General features: G+C 34.6%; 11 protein-coding genes. All 11 read right to left on the bottom strand.

Annotated elements, in window-relative coordinates; translation table 11 throughout:
* Positions 1-282: 282 nt before the first annotated feature.
* Positions 283-738, bottom strand: coding sequence for an immunity protein YezG family protein (locus CER22_RS15910; RefSeq protein ID WP_088063235.1), 456 nt, complete (start codon positions 736-738; stop codon positions 283-285).
* Between the two features lie 21 nt (positions 739-759).
* On the bottom strand, positions 760-2187 hold the full coding sequence (locus CER22_RS15905) for a WXG100 family type VII secretion target (RefSeq protein ID WP_088609116.1): 1428 nt from the start codon (positions 2185-2187) through the stop codon (positions 760-762).
* Positions 2188-2243: 56 nt separating this feature from the next.
* On the bottom strand, positions 2244-2681 hold the full coding sequence (locus CER22_RS15900; protein ID WP_088063233.1) for an SseB family protein: 438 nt from the start codon (positions 2679-2681) through the stop codon (positions 2244-2246).
* Between the two features lie 70 nt (positions 2682-2751).
* Positions 2752-5472 (bottom strand): hypothetical protein, encoded by a 2721-nt coding sequence (locus tag CER22_RS32580; RefSeq protein ID WP_142293491.1) that lies wholly within the window; start codon positions 5470-5472, stop codon positions 2752-2754.
* Positions 5473-5495: 23 nt separating this feature from the next.
* Positions 5496-8171, bottom strand: a complete 2676-nt coding sequence (locus CER22_RS15880; RefSeq protein ID WP_088609115.1) for a tetratricopeptide repeat protein — start codon at positions 8169-8171, stop codon at positions 5496-5498.
* 82 nt (positions 8172-8253) lie between these two features.
* Positions 8254-8526 carry a WXG100 family type VII secretion target gene (locus CER22_RS15875; RefSeq protein ID WP_002141592.1) on the bottom strand — a complete coding sequence of 91 codons (273 nt, stop codon included), beginning with the start codon at positions 8524-8526 and terminating at the stop codon, positions 8254-8256.
* Positions 8527-8653: 127 nt separating this feature from the next.
* Positions 8654-12661, bottom strand: coding sequence for a type VII secretion protein EssC (essC, locus tag CER22_RS15870; RefSeq protein ID WP_142293490.1), 4008 nt, complete (start codon positions 12659-12661; stop codon positions 8654-8656).
* A 31-nt stretch (positions 12662-12692) separates the two neighbouring features.
* The gene (locus CER22_RS15865; RefSeq protein WP_000391141.1) at positions 12693-13055 is read right to left on the bottom strand and encodes an EsaB/YukD family protein; all 363 of its coding nucleotides are present in this window, start codon (positions 13053-13055) and stop codon (positions 12693-12695) included.
* 29 nt (positions 13056-13084) lie between these two features.
* Positions 13085-13855 carry a hypothetical protein gene (locus CER22_RS15860; RefSeq protein WP_088063231.1) on the bottom strand — a complete coding sequence of 257 codons (771 nt, stop codon included), beginning with the start codon at positions 13853-13855 and terminating at the stop codon, positions 13085-13087.
* Between the two features lie 14 nt (positions 13856-13869).
* Positions 13870-14634: a vWA domain-containing protein gene (locus CER22_RS15855; protein ID WP_044792564.1), complete on the bottom strand. Its 765-nt coding sequence runs from the start codon at positions 14632-14634 to the stop codon at positions 13870-13872.
* A gap of 195 nt (positions 14635-14829) precedes the next feature.
* A complete protein-coding gene (aspS, locus tag CER22_RS15850; protein ID WP_088609114.1) occupies positions 14830-16116 on the bottom strand; it encodes an aspartate--tRNA(Asn) ligase in 1287 nt (428 codons plus the stop codon).
* Between the last annotated feature and the right edge of the window lie 74 nt (positions 16117-16190).

Genomic DNA, 16190 nt, shown 5'->3' with positions numbered 1-16190 from the left:
ATTCAATGTCTTTATATTCGTCGCACAGTAAAATGTCATCTCGCCTAAGCTCGTACTTCTTTTCCTATTCTATCATTGCACATAATACACTATGATGGTACAACCATCATGAAGTATATACTTTTTAACAGCCTACTATTTTTCTGTACACTACATAACATGTTTTAAATTAATTACAGCAATACTTTGTCACTCCTGTATGCAAATGCTATTATACAAATAGATGCTAAAACTTTCATGAGTTATTAATTCAGTTTAAATATATCTATTACTATAAATTTTTTAAAGTTTATTATTTTTCACTTCCTCAAACCACTCATCAGCAATATGGCTAGCTGTTTTAACTTCATCATTCGTATATACTAAATCATACTTATATTGAGCTTTAAACTTGCCACTATGAACATCATATATCAATTTCATCTCAGTTGGCATGTCACGCTCATATTCTTTGCATAATTCTTCAATTTTCTCAATATCTTCACATATAATGCGTAATACCATAGACTGTCTTTTAGTAGAAACATCATATCTTTCGTCTTCATCTTCCAATGCATCATTTACTTTATGACGTTCTACATACTTATTGTTAATGCAATAAAAGAAACTTCCCGAAATAATTCCTTCCTCACGCGAAGCATAAACGTACACTTTATCCGCCCTATCTTCAACATATTCCATACATATAGATATCATATCTGCTTGCAATTCACTAAATTTATCTTCAAATTCTTTCATACTACTTTTTCACTCCTTAAATCAATTTTTAATAACTCTGAAGTCCGCCTTACCATCAATCGAGTAATTAACTATAAATTCCTTTGGACGCATATCATTGCCATGATAAATTATTTCAACATCAACTGTTACTTCTTTAGGGGGTTTTTCTTTCAAAGCTGTAGCCCATTCATTTTCAATTTTCTTATACTGCTTCATATTAACATCAGATAATTGCGAAACTAAATTGTCAATTTTAGGTGACCCTCCAAATCTATCACCAGCCAAATGTCCTGCATGATCTTGCCCTTTTACTTTTCCTAGTGTATTTTTGCTATGTGATAATCTCTTCTCTCTCTCAGTTAATTGTAACTTATCTGTTTCAAATTTTTCAATTCTTCCAAGATTATCTGTTTCATAAAAGTAATCATACTCTCCCGTTTTATATCTAATATTAGGCTTTAATCTATTTTTTCTTCCATTTGTAAAATGTTTCCCTTTGTCCACAAATGTTTTAACTTCACTTACAGTACTGCCGCCTTTACCCGTACCCTTAACAACCTTACTCTCCATATACTGATAAGCCTCTTTCAGAGAATACTGTCCTCCTCCTGAGACCTTTCCTACTCCAGCCATGGCGAAGCCTTTTCCCTCGCCTGGGATCCATTTGTATTCCAGTAATGTTTTTACTGCGTGCTGGATCTTTTCATTCCCTTGCAAGAAGGTTGTTTTTACGGTTGTGGCACCTTTGTTCCATAGACTTCCGATTTTATCGGCAAATCCTTTTGCTGTGGAGGCTACAAAGTTTACACCCTCTTTTACTTTGTGGCTGGCTGTTTTTATACCATCGACGGCTGCTTTTCCAGCTTTTCCGGCTACCATTGTTACGCCTTCACCTAGTCTTTTTCCTGCTTTTACAATTGTCTTCCCAAAGCTAGAAGCGACATACTTTATTCCTTTTCCAGCAAGACTTGCCACTTTTCCAACAGGAACAAAGTTTAGGAGTGTCCATCCTGCGGCGATGAGTCTTTCTTTTGATGATAATTCTTTTCCTGTAATAGGGTCTTTACCGGTAACTGCACGAATTGCATCATTTACTCCAATGAATTCAGCTGCTCCTTCTACTGTCTTTTCCCACCATGATTTTTCATTTTTCTTTTCTGTTTTATGGGTTTCTTTCAATTTTTCATTTTGTTTCTTTTGATATTCTTCATCTGCTTGACGAAACTTTTGAGCGATACGCCGTAATTCTTTTTCTGTAACTTGTAAGTTACGTATGTACGATTCCATGAGACTCATTGATCTCATATATTCCCCATAAAAATGCTGACTCGTTGCCCCTTGCCATTGCATTTGAATACTAAACATAGATTGATTGAGATTTTGTTGTATATTCTGGCTGTGTGTTTGCATCTCTGATATGTTTTTGGCAATTTGTTCGAGTTGTTCAGGTTTGACCTTAATTTCCAAACCTTCTCCCACCTTCCTCTATTTTATACCAAAAAGAAATAGAACTGCATCAATTTTTACTTATTCTCTTTAGAAAAAACATCAAAAATACTGTTATCACAAATCGCTTCAATTTCTTCCTTTACAAATAATTTTTGAAATTTTGTTCCTGGGTTTAATATTACATTTGCCTCTAAATCTATCGTCTTTAATAATTCAACTGCATTCATAGAGACATACGGACATTCTTCTGGAATAACCATTTCTAAATGTTTCAAATCAGAATACAGTGGTAACATTAATCCTTCTACCATTTCAAAATAATGAATTTGCAATTGTGTATTTTCAGTTGAAATCAAATTTCCTTCTTCATCTACAGTTGTATCGCCCTCTACCGAAGCAACAACGTACAAATTTGATTTCTGTAATAACTCATAAAAACGAACTCTTTTTTCTTCGTTCTGTAAAGCTTCCACTAACGCCTCATCTAATGGACAAATTTCTAGCAAACTCATTGAACTTCACTCCTTATGCGAAATAATTTCGCCATCTTACGCAAAGTAAGATGGCGAATGTTAAATCTAATTATTTTTTAACGTTCATAGATTTAATTTTTTCTACATTCTCTTTTGCTTGTTTCGTTATTTCTCCATTAATAGCATTTGCATATTTATCACGACTTAAAAATTCAAAACATTTATATGCATTATTCGTGTCAGTTGCGGACATATATCCTGCACCTTTATTAAACATTTTTAGAGCTACCGTATTCATCCATTCTTTTGCATCTGCTTCTGGATATCCTAGTTCCATAGAGTGGTAAGTTAATTCAATTGCTGAAGCTAAATCTTCAATCGTATCTTTATTCCCGCTTACCTTTGCAGCTTCAAATGTACTCAAATACTCAATTGCCGCTTTTACCCCATCTTTAATTCCTAATTCTTCGATACCTGGTGTTTTATATAAAATTTGATAGTTGTTTAACGCTGATTTATATTGCGTTTTTTCTAACTGTTTTGCTTCTTTAATTACAAGACTAGCAACATTAGAAAATCCTGCTTTGTCAACCACACCACGGGAAGCTGCTTGACCATAATAATGTAAAGCATTATAAAGGCTCGTTTGCCCTTCTTTATTTGCTTCATCACCTGCTAACTGAATAAGTTGAATTCCCTCCATTTTTTTGGATGCATTATCAATCATATTCATACCACTAATTTGGCCAATCGTTTTATCAATATCCTTTAACTGTGCAAGTAATGTGTATGATGGTAATAAGTTTTTACTTACTTCACTTTGCCATCCTGTCGTTCCATTTATTTTATTCCATTCATTTTCTGTCTCTGTCCATAATTTATTCGCATAATTAACCATTTCTTCTCTTGAACGCTCCAATGGGTGCTTTGTACGAATTGCATTTGCAATATTTAATACCGCTGTATAATATTCTCCATTATTTGCAGCATCGTTTGCTTTTCTTTCAAACATTAGCGGCATTAATAATTTATGAGATTCATCTTGAACAGATTTTTCTACTCTTGCCGTATTTGCTAATAAATTCGCTTTATTTATAGCATCTTCGACTTTGAAATTAGAATCTTTAATTTGTCCACGAAGTCCCTCTACAGCCGCACTAAATTGCTTTTCTAATTTTTCTTTTTGTTCTCCTGTTGCACCGTCAATATACTTATTTGCTAATAGTAAAGCATTTTCATATTGTGGATTCGCTGGATTTAAATATGTTTCTATTTGATCGATTTCTTGACTAAATGGTTCAGATTTTACTTGTGCTTTTTGAGTACTTGAATCGATATTACTTGTTTTCTCGTTATTTTTGGCACCTTCAGTCTTTTCATCTTTTTTGTTTTTCTCAGTTGTTGTACTTGTTTCCTTATTATCTTCTGTAACTGCTGTTCCTTCATTACTACTAGTATTTTCTTTTACAGGGCTTGTTTTTTCCTTTGCCTCAGTTGCAGACATCACTACTGATGTTTGGATATTAAGGTTCTGTAATTCTTCCTGTAATAGCTTGTTGAAAATATCTTCTACATCTTGATTCGCTTTTTCTACTAATGTAGGATCTACGCTTTCAAGTACTGATGTAACTAAATAAAATTTACTTAATGCTTGTTCTAAAGATGCTACATCCCCTGTATTTGACCACTCTCTTTTTTCTTCTGTTGCTGTTTGATAGACTTTTGCTGCTACAGATTTAATATAATCTTTCTTATTTTCACTCAGGTATCTTTGTAATTCTTCTTGTGTAGTAACCGATTCATTTAATACATTCATTTGATTACGTAAATAGAATAGTGCTCTCTCATTTGAATATTCACCACTTGTAAGAATTTGTTCTACATTATCTAACGCTAACTTATGTTCAGCTATTGATTTTGATTTTGATGGTGTATTTAATTGGCTAACGAGCGTCCAGTCTTCTTTTTTGCTATAGTAGTTTGTTAAATTATTTAATGCATTTTCATCCAGTTCTTTTTGACTTGTATAAAAATCATTAAAGAAAACAGATGAGTAGTATTTTCCATTTCCAGCGTACCACTCAACTAAAATATCGCCCGTTTTTGGTGATACTGTAATCGTTGGGTGTGTTGGTTCTGGTGGCTTCGGATCCACTACCGGCGGTTTTGGATCTACCACTGGTGGCTTTGGATCCACTGGCGTATTTGGATCTACTGGCGGCTTTGGATCTACTGGTGGCTTTGGATCCACTGGCGTATTTGGATCTACTGGTGGCTTTGGATCTACTGGCGTATTTGGATCTACTGGTGGCTTTGGATCCACTGGCGTATTTGGATCTACTGGTGGCTTTGGATCTACCTGTAACTTAGTGTCCACTGGTTTATTCGGCTCAGTTGGTGACTTAGGAATATCCGCCACAGGTCCCCCCATATTAGATGGCAAATCTAACTTTTGTGGAGTGGGTGCATCCGATAATTTGATTTGTGGATCTTTCTTTTCCACCGATACTTCATCTGGTTTATATGTTACTGGCGTAATTGGTGATTTATTATTCCCAATTAAGTCTGCTAAATTAATAGTTGGTTTTTCGCCGGGTTTTTCATCTTTTTTTGCAGGATCAGCAACTAAATTTGGGAACATAGACTGTAAATCGCCCCCTGTAATACGATCATCTTTTTTCTCTTCTGTATTACTTGCTAGTTTTACTTGTTCTTTTCCTGCTGTCTTAAAGCCTTTGTCATACACAAGATATCCTGATGTTCCTAGTAATGCTACCGACATTACGGATATAGCGACTTTTTTCCCTAAGTTATTATTGTTTTCCTCCATGTCCTTTTCCCCTTTTCCTATCTTTATTGAATCCAACCGTTTGCTTTCATTTCTGTTAGTTTTTCTTGCGCAGCTCTTACTTCGGATTCATTTTCATTTGCTTGCACTGTTTTTCTTAAGAAACGACTTGCTTCCTCGTATTTTTTCTGTTTAATTTTAAACATCCCGAATGCAAAATTCACATGTGGATTTTCATCGTTTTGTGCGTATGCTTCTGTGAAAAGCTTCTCTGCTTCATTCCCTTGTCCCACTTTATCGTATAAAATCCCTATATTTACAAGCGTATTTATGTCGCGTGTTCCACTGCTGACAACTCTATTGTAAGCTTCTAACGCTTGCTGATATGCAGCAGTACTCTTTGCACCATCTCGCGTTTCATAAAATTGACCCGCTTCGTAATACACAATTCCTAGTTGATTTAACAACTCAATATTTTTCATATCTTTTTGAATCGCTACTTGTAAAATGTGAGATGCTTGTTGATAATTCATTTCTTTCTTCGCACTATCAATTAGATTTGTTTTATTCCAAAGCACATATAAATTTGAAAGTTCAATTGTATATATGGCATTCTTTGAATCTTGCATAATAGCTTCTTTAAAGAAAGATTCTGCTTTATCTAACTGTACCGTTGCGGTTGATAATTGACCTTTTAAATACGAAACAATTGCTTTATCTTCATTTGTTTTCGTACTCATTTTGACAATAACATCTTCCGCTTTTTCAAATTCTTTCATTTTCATATGACTTACAGCTAAATCTCGCATTGCATCTTTTTTGTATGGTTCAATTCCTTTTGCATTATTCGCTAGCGCTTGTTCAAAATTTTGCACTGCTTCTTGATATTTTCCAATGCGGAAATTCGCTGAAGCTAATAGATAAGCAGCTTCATTATTTTCTTTATCGATTTCTCTATCTTTTATTAGTTTTGTAATATAATCGATTGCAATTTTATTTTTCCCTTCAGCAACGTAAATCGTTGCTAATTGGAGATATGCCTCGTCTTTCCCCTTCACAGCAATTGCCTGTCCAACAGCTTCTTCTGCTTTTGTATATTTTTTATCATCATAAGCTTGTCTTGCTTGTTCCATAAACTTTTGATATTTAGCGTTTGTTGTGTAGAAATAAAACAACGTCGAACCACCTATTACAACAACTGCAGTTGAACCAATAATCAAAATCCGCTTTTTATTCTTTTTCCACCATGTAGAAAAAGGTGATGGTTCACTTTGTTCATGCGCTACTGTAAGTGGTTGATTCGATGCTTTTGCATTTAAAATTTCATCATCTATATCATATTCCACTTGTTTTTTTGTTTGTTTTCGGCTCTGTAGAATGCTAGTTGGCACTGTAATTGTAGCTGCTACTTCTTGCTGTGCCTTTGTTCCTTGCTCTTCTTCTATCTCTTTAATAATGCTTTCAATTTCCTGTTTTAACGCCTGATCAATGTTTGGAAATTGTACGATTCGTGAATAGACGAAACAAGCAAATGCTGCATTGTTTTCTCGTTCCAATTCAGTAGCTAATTCCAAATAATGTTGTAGGACCATTTTATTATTTATTTCAGGCTCTTGACTCTCCATAGTTTGAATGATATATGCGAGTTCTTTTTGCAGAGCTGTTGATGGATTGAGTGAATTGAAAATTATTTTATATTCATATAATGCCGCTTGTTTAAATCCTCTCTCTTCTAATAATCTTGCAATTTCCAAACATTTTGATACAAAAAGAGAGTGTTCTTCTGTTGACTGCCTTTCCGCATCAATTTTTATTCTTTCTCTCGCGCTATTAAATACATCGTACCACTGTGCAAAGCGTGGGCATTCTGCGAAAGAATTACTACTCCATGCCTGCTTAAATAATTTTGCAATTTCCCCGTTCCATTGATTATGTAATACTTGCTGAAGTAACGTATATCTTTCACATTCTGTCTGCATTTCTTCCGTTTTAAAGTAACTTGCATCAGTCCATTTTTTATTTCGAACTTCTTCACTACACCAACTTAATATTTCTCCTAATAAAATAGCACCAGCAAATCGATCGGCTTCTTTTTGCCATACTCCACTTGTCAAATACTTTGGTGCGTAACCCGCTGAACCTGCTGGCAATAATGAAGGTCTTTTCGTTTTTGAGCCATACATTTGCTCAACATCAACAAGTTCGATATTGTGTTGGCCTTCAATTGCATTTTCACTTAAGAAAGGTACAAGTACGTTGCTAGACGATAAATCATTATGAGCAACTTCATTTTCTTCCATCATTTTAAGTGTTGTAAGAAATGCTTCTGCAATAAAGAAACATTGTTCTTTTGATAACATTCGTTGTTCTTGTAAAATATCAGCCCAAGTTGGACCTTCAATCCAAGGCATTACAATACTATTAGCAAGATCTTCTGATTTTTCGATAGCAGATGTATGTTCTTCTGTAGTAACGATATAGCGTGAACATACTTTCAGACCCGCTAAAGAAGAAAGTGGTTTCAGAAATGCTAGTTGATGTTTTTCCTCACGATAGCGTTCCTTAAAAACCTTTAATGCAATTCGGTCCACACCATTTTCTAGTTGTAATTGATATACTGTTCCTTGTCTTCCTTCTTGACCATAGGGCATTTCAATACCAATTACAGCTGGGTGTTTCTCAAAACGATACACATCTTTATTAAGGTTAATTTTTTCTCCTACTTCTGGTCGGAATCCCATTTTATCCCCTTACTCTCGTATAGCAATTTTTCAAAAAAAGACCAGGAACAATAGCTCCCGGTCTTTTGCGATTGTTCTATTCTTAGTATGCGTTATCTGTGTTACGGAATTTATCAGCAATACGTTTTAAATCTGTAGAAATCCCCTCTAAAATTGGAATGTATTGTTGCATTGCTTGTTTAGATTGAATAAATTCTCCACGGAATTTCGCTTGTGTTGCCCCAGCCCATTGACCTTCTAAACTATTAATGTCGCCCTCAAGTCTATTAATTTGGCTTTGAGCTTCTCCTGCTGCGTTTTTAAAATTTCCTGAGATTCTTTCAAGTTCTTCTGGTGTGATTTTAATTTCTGCCATCGTAATAATTTCCCCTTTCAAATCATAAATGATACAACAATTAGATTATAAACTATATTCATACAATTTTAAAAGAGTTAAATTACAAAAATATTCTATTTTCTAGTAATTTAACCCTATTTTAATATTATTTCACTTTTAATTCTGACCATTTCACACTAATTTTATCTGTCATCGTGCGAAGTAAATGTAATGGTGTATATGCACATTTTATTTTGATTGGCTTTCTACGTATGCAATATCCATCCCCACTTAATAATTCTTGATCCATTTCAGTATGTGGCAGTTTCATATTAAAGAAATACACATCGTTATTTTGTGTCGTTCCCAATAAATAACCAATACTTCTCTTTCTAATTTCTGCAAACCATTTTTCATGAGAATAGCTATTTAGGCTAGACGTAGTAGCGGCTGTCATAAAGTGAATCCCTTTATTTTTACAGTTTTGGACTATTAGTTCCATTTTATTTTTCGCCTCATAATCAGTAGATAATATAGTTAACATTTGATCGATATCATCAATCGCAATGATTATTCGCTTATATGAAATCTCCACTGTTGCGTTTGGATCTATCGAAGGCATTATTGGTTCTCTATTATTTATTAGCTCTAACAATTCATCTAACATTTCTTTTAATTGCATACCATCTGTAACTTTCTTCTTCACATGAGGTAAATCTCCAAGAGCTAATAAGCCTGTAGGTCTTTCACCAAGGTCTACTAAGTATAGCTCAACCTTTTCAGGAGAGTATTGGTATGTAGTAGTGAATAGAAGTGTTTGTAATAGCGATGTTTTTCCACCTTCTATTCTTCCCCCAATAAATATATGACTCATTTCATCTAAAGAAAAACTTTGCAAACGAATATCCTCTGTTTCTATACCTGCTGAAATATGAGCTCTTTCTAATTTTTCAATCATATGTTCTACAAATATTTCTTTAGGTACCATTGGAATAGCTTTTGCTTTTTCACCATTCCATTCTCCATTCATTTTTTGAATAATTGTTTTTAATTGTTGAGAGTACTCAATTTCACTTTCCCCAATAAACGGCAATGCTGCTTGGAATAATTCCGGCGGTTGCCCTTTCATTAATCCACGGCCAACAGGAACTTCAATTAATGGGAATTTAGGTCTGCCAACTAAGTTATGATATTCTGTTCCATCTTGCAATTCAAATGTAAGTGCCATCGGTATATTATTACGAACACGATCGAACATATCTATTGTTTGATTCAGAGAAAAATAGAAATATACTCCGTATGTGCTTGATTCACGCAATAATAATTCTAATACTTCATTTTCTTTCTCGAATTCATTTTTGAATCTTATATAACCATCTACCATTACTACTATTGCTGGTATTTTCTTTTCTACCATTCGGTTATACATAGAGAATGATTTTGCACCGATATTAGAAAAGCTCTCTTTTCTAATCGTGATTTCCTTCTTTAAAAATCCGAATAGACGTTTCATTTTCTCATTTTCGCCTTCTTGTATAATCCCGCCAATGTGAGGTAAATCTCTAAAATCTAAGAACATTCGACCAAAATCAATAACATAGAAATTCACTTCTGCTGGTGTATGAGATACGGCTAGAGACATAATAATTGTTTGCAACATCGTCGTTTTTCCTGTACCAGGCATACCATAAATATTTAAATGCCCTTCTTGTAAATCTAACTTCAGAGGAAATTGAGCTTGATTTGCAACATCATCAATTAATCCTACTGTTACTTGTAAATATTCTTTTGATTTATTCCACTCAGCAATTGTCCAATCTTCCATAGCATAAAATTCTTTTAACAATAATTTTTCCGGTAATGGATCCAGCCAAGGTCCTGGTAATGCTTTAATATTTTCTTTTTCTGATACGCTCTGTACATATTGAATAAAAGCTTGTAGTTGTTTTGGACTATTTGTCATTGGTTTTGGACGCTTTTTCACTTTTATTCTTTCACCCGAAAGCTTAACTTCTGTAAAATCAACAATATCAAGAACTTTCTCTTCATCTGGATTATAAGGTGCTCCGCTCCATGCTGATTGGAATAATTCCAATACTTCATTGCTACCAACTTGGAGATACCCTCGTCCTGGTACATTGATTTTTGATGCATCTGGAATCTTTAACATTTCACGACTATCCGCATCATCTTGTACACGTAAACAAATTCGAAAACGCGAGTTACTCCAAATCTTATCATTTACAACCCCTGAAGGTTTTTGAGTTGCTAATAATAAGTGAACTCCTAACGTCCTTCCTATTGCAGCGACACTAATTAGCTCGTCCATAAATTCTGGTTGTTCCTTTTTCATTTGAGCAAACTCATCAATAACAATAAACAAATGTGGTAAAGGTTCTTTTTCACGCCAGCTTGTTTCATAATATTCATCTAGATGCTGAACATTTCCAGCCTGAATGAATAATTTTTGTCTACGCTCTAATTCTGCCTTTAATGAAATTCTGGCACGCTCAATTAAGTTTGGATCTTCTAAGTTCGTAATAGATGCAATAATATGCGGTAATCCCGCAAATGTGTTTGACATTCCACCACCTTTATAGTCTATAAGCATAAATGCCATCTCATGAGGATGATAGGTTGCCGCTAACGCGGCTATTATAGACTGAATTACTTCACTTTTTCCTGATCCAGTTGTACCAGCCATTAGACCGTGCGGACCATGCCCTTTTTTCTCTATTTTATCGTGAATATTTAGAAAAACAGGTTTACTTCCTTCTCTTACACCAATTGGAACCGGCAATGAAGTCGGGTATCGATTTTCTTTCCATCTCTCTAGCACTTGTAACTCTTCCATATTTTTAGCTTGAAACAAGTCTAAAAATGTTAATACTTTCGGAATGTTGGCTGCTGTAGAACTTTTCATTCGAATTGGAGCAATGCTTCGCGCTCCTAGTTCACATCGTTCGAATGAAAGTCGATCTACTTTAAAACTAGCACGCGTTGTCCCACTATTTTCAGCTGAACTTGAAAACGTTTCTACTAACTCACCATTTTCTCCATTTAAACTTATTACAAGATCACATTCCATCGGTAACCGTTCCTTTTGTTCCGCAAAAATAAATGTAGAAGCTCCTACACTTTCACCTTCTCTAAGTAACATTGGAGTTAAAGGATCATCTTCTAAAAATTCTCTCGCGGATAAGAAAAAGATATACATCGGAATCAAAGGAACTTTTGCATCCGCTTGCGTAGAAGAATTATAGATTCTACGCATGTTAAGTGGGGTAAATAGTACTTCAGCTAGTTTCTGTGCATCTTGTTGATTTTCAGATAAAAAGCGCATACTTCTCTGTTCATCCCATACGTGAGGAAGCCACCTCATCCAATCCCACTGCTTTTTCTCTTTCTCATGATAAAATGCTGCTATTTTCACTTCATTTGGTGCATGATGCGTCATAATTTGCGTCGTTACAATTCGAATAAAGTTTAGTCTATCTTCTTTATTTCCAACTACACCAATTACATCGTTTTTTTTCAAAGAAATAGAAATGTGTCCATTTGGTATCGTATTGAAATCCCTTTTCACATTTTGCGCTTCTGTAACTAATGGATTTTCTTCATAACCTTTCTGTTCAGGCACCTTCAATTCTACAAGAAATGGTCTTTCTCCTGTACCAATACGAATATCTAAAAAGTCTGGACTTTCAGGTGTTCTCTCCCATAAATTACTTTCCCGATTTTCAATTCTTTGTACACTTTTTAATGGGCTTGGATTTTGTGTAATTAAATATTTTGCTTGTTCAACCTTTAACGTATCTAATTCCACTCGATGCTTTTGAATTTGCTCTAAATATCTTGTTTGTAATTGTTCAACCATTTGACGATGTTCTTTCTTTTTACGGAAATGCCCCATCGTTGTAATTATATATGATCCCAACATCGGAATACTTGAAACCATCATTAATGGCATATAACTTGAATTCATCTTCATAAATTTCATCATTACAAAATATAATACCAATGTTAAAACTGTCATCATTGCAGGCAGTAACATTGTTTCAATTGAAAACTTCGGCTCCTCCGGTATATTCGGTGGATCATGAATAATAACATCCCCTGTCGGTATATCTACTTTCACACGCGGAGAGCGTTGAAAATACGGTGATTTTTGCACAAAACATTTCTCCTTCCCCATCCCAAAACTATTACTCAATGATTTTCCATACATAATCTTCTTCACTAGAAGACATATCTTGTTTAACAGGTTCATTATAAACTTCTTCTGCTGGCATCATTTCAAAAGAAGGGATAATTGCTCCTTTTTTATGTAGCATTACATATTGTCCATCCCACACATCATTATCGCGCAACGTTTCATCATTTCGAATAGAATGCCACTCTTCTTTATCTTTTGCCACTCTAATTTCATAGATCCCGCTTAATGCTTCATCTATTTTTTCATGATGTAAAATCGCTTCAATAATTTGCACCACTTTTACGTCATTTGGAATTGCAATATCAATTTCTTCATTTGACTGTTTTATGTATGTCACAATAATCTCTTCCACGTTTATTCACCTTTTTTCCATCATGTTTGTTACCAAGAAACATCTAAAAATGAAATATCATCGCTTGTCGGAGAGTTCTGCGCCCTCTCAATTTCTTTTAGCACTTCCTCAAAGTTATACTGCTTAAGCGAAAGAAGTCCGTCTGAATGAATAACTAGCCGATTAACTTCTTGTCTAGACAATGTCTTTGAAAAAACCGCCAATTCCCCACCAATAACGCCTCTCTGTGTAGACCATCTCTTCTCTATATTTCTCTCAAACTTCATTACATTCGAACAATTCTCCTTATCTTGAAACAATTGTACAAATGAATCACCATGTGTAACTATCGTTATTTGTACTTTATCTTGATTTGGAATGCGTTCTATTTTCCCGCCAATAAACATTGCTTCACTACCTTTTTTTCGCTTTTCTTCCAAAACATCGCGTAGTAACCACGGTGTTTCTTCTGGCAAGCGAAATGCACTTACTTCCTCTGAAGCTTCTTCTATCCAATTATTTAACTGTTCATTTAATAATGTGGTAATGTTCATTCCATTTTCTTGACATGTTTCAAATAAGTTTACTAACTTCATACCAAGAAATTTCGCAGCAATTTCACCATGAAAAGATAGCCCTACACCATCACATAAGGCAAATACGAAACTAGTTCCATTATCTAGAAATACTAGAAAGTCTTGTCCACTCTCGTTTAAATCCTGCGTTTCTTTTGCTCTTACATAACTATATCTATAAGTAAAATGTTTCGTTTCCTTTTCTTGCAATACCGTTTCTTCCTTTTGCGATAGGGTATATTTCACCTTACTCCCCCCTCCTATCGAACCGGCGTTGCAGCAGACATTTGAAATCCAAGTGATACTAAGTCCGCATTTGTCCCAGGAAACATCATCACAGCACCATCTGCAATATGAAACCCATGTTCCGTCATCATCTCACGATAGCTTTGAGGTATAGGCGATGAAAGTCTTTGCAACTTTGCACCATATTCATCTGTAATCTCTGTATTTGGCATAATCCCTTCCCACTTCTTTATATTAGAAATTTGTTCTTGCATAATTTCATCTGAAATAAAAATATTTTCAATTAGTACGTTTCCATCAGGTACAGACATATTCATAATTCTTCGTACAATTAATTCTGGATCTTCACCAGTTGATGCCCCATCTGTCATATGACAAACAACAGGAGCTGGTCCATCTTGTAAATTTGGTAATTCCTTTTGCAATAACTTCTCCACTACAGAGAAAGCTTTTGCTGTATCAGTTAAACGATGCGTTTGAATTTTTTCTAATGGACGCAGTCTTGCTACCTCGTCTATTGTTTTCACACCACCCAATAAATCAAAAACATGATCGCTATAGGCTAAAATAGATAACTTATACCTTGGAAGCAAGCGACTACCTTTTGTTGAACGAAATACCATTTGGCGAATCGCTAAAGAAAGAGCATCCGTTACAATATCAATTCTTCTTTTTTCTTCTCCGCCTGCATCCATCATTTGGTTCATTGATGCGCTTACATCAAGAAGATAAATTATATAAGCTGGTGTTTGTTGTGTTGCTTGAGTTTGATATAACATGTTTCATACCCTTCCATACATTATTATATGAACTTTTTTTATATTCATATTTCATTATAACTTATGAATTTTCTTTTTCTCAATTCATTATAAAATGTTCTTAATATAATTTACATATTTTCACACAAAAAATTATTCCTTTTAACATGTGTTGAAAGGAATAACCCCCTTCTACACTATAGAAGGGGGTTATTCTTACGGTATAAGACGCGTACAATCTCTCGGAAAAGCACTCGCCTCTCGTACATTTGTTAATTCCAATAGTTTGTATACAACTCTCTCTAATCCAATTCCAAAGCCACCGTGCGAGGGACAACCATATCGGAATGTATTTAAATAAGATTGAAACGTATCTGGATGTAATCCTTTTTCTTTAAAAGAAGTGAGTAACATTTCGTAATCATGAATTCGCTGCGCCCCTGAAGTTATTTCTAGTCCTTTATATAGTAAGTCGAACGAATCAGTAATAGATGGATTCTCTTTATTTGGCATCGTATACATCGGCCTAGCTTCTTTCGGATAATGTGTAATGAAAACAAACTCACTCTTATATGTTTCCTTCACATATTTCCCTAATAGCTTCTCACCTTCTGTATCTAAATCCCCAATTGGCGATTCTTTCTGGTACTTACTTTTCAAAATTTCTTGCGCTTGTAACAATGTAATTTTCGGTATTTCTGTAATAACAGGTACTTCTATTTGTAATAGTTTTAGTTCTTTTTCACAGTTTTTTGCTACTTGTTGAAACATATATCGTAAAACATCCGTTTCTAGTTGCATCACTTCATAAAAATCATGAATAAATCCAAGTTCTACGTCTAACGATATATATTCATTCAAATGACGGGAAGAATTATGATGCTCCGCTCTGTAAACAGGTGCAACTTCAAAAACACGTTCTAATCCTCCAGCTACCATCATTTGTTTATAAAACTGAGGTGATTGTGCTAAATAAGCTTCTTTTTGAAAGTATGGAAGCTTAAAAACATTTGCTCCTCCTTCTGCCCCTTGTGAAACAATTTTCGGAGTAAATACACGTGTGAAATCGTTCTCTATAAGAAATTCACTAAAGCTCTGAACGAGCGTAGATTTTACTTTAAATATCGCGGCGGTTCGCTCATGTCTTAATGATAATACTCTCTCATTTAGAAGTTGATCTAAGCCAACTTGCAATTTCTTTTTATTTATTTCAAACGGAAGTGGTTCTGCGCGATTTAATATTTTCACGTCGTGAGCGAGCACTTCAACTCCTAATTCTGTTTTCGAAGTCTCTACTATTTGACCTACTACTTGAACGACACTTTCCACATCTACCTTATATCCAGCTAACTCATTTTCTAGTACACATTGCATAACTCCTGATCGATCCCTTATTAATAAAAAACTAATATTACCTAGATGACGAATTTTTTTTACCCATCCTTGAAGTAATACAACCTTGCCGCCTTGCTCCGTACATTCTTTTGTGAGTGAACGCTTCATTACATTTCCCTCCAGTAATTTTATATTTATTTACGTTATTGTTGTTGTCATCGTCATCATCCACGGTCACTCAC

This window comes from Bacillus sp. K2I17, from assembly GCF_002209985.1.
GTDB lineage: Bacteria > Bacillota > Bacilli > Bacillales > Bacillaceae_G > Bacillus_A > Bacillus_A wiedmannii.
Note: the sequence above shows the minus strand (reverse complement) of the source record. Positions and strands in the feature narration are given on the sequence as shown.

What these genes read in the sequence shown, in the direction of transcription:
- CER22_RS15910 (WP_088063235.1), bottom strand. Translation starts at nt 738, where the DNA reads ATGAAAGAATTTGAAGATAAATTTAGTGAATTGCAAGCAGATATGATA.
- CER22_RS15900 (WP_088063233.1), bottom strand. Translation starts at nt 2,681, where the DNA reads ATGAGTTTGCTAGAAATTTGTCCATTAGATGAGGCGTTAGTGGAAGCT.
- CER22_RS32580 (WP_142293491.1), bottom strand. Translation starts at nt 5,472, where the DNA reads ATGGAGGAAAACAATAATAACTTAGGGAAAAAAGTCGCTATATCCGTA.
- CER22_RS15880 (WP_088609115.1), bottom strand. Translation starts at nt 8,171, where the DNA reads ATGGGATTCCGACCAGAAGTAGGAGAAAAAATTAACCTTAATAAAGAT.
- CER22_RS15875 (WP_002141592.1), bottom strand. Translation starts at nt 8,526, where the DNA reads ATGGCAGAAATTAAAATCACACCAGAAGAACTTGAAAGAATCTCAGGA.
- CER22_RS15855 (WP_044792564.1), bottom strand. Translation starts at nt 14,634, where the DNA reads ATGTTATATCAAACTCAAGCAACACAACAAACACCAGCTTATATAATT.
- aspS (WP_088609114.1), bottom strand. Translation starts at nt 16,116, where the DNA reads ATGAAGCGTTCACTCACAAAAGAATGTACGGAGCAAGGCGGCAAGGTT.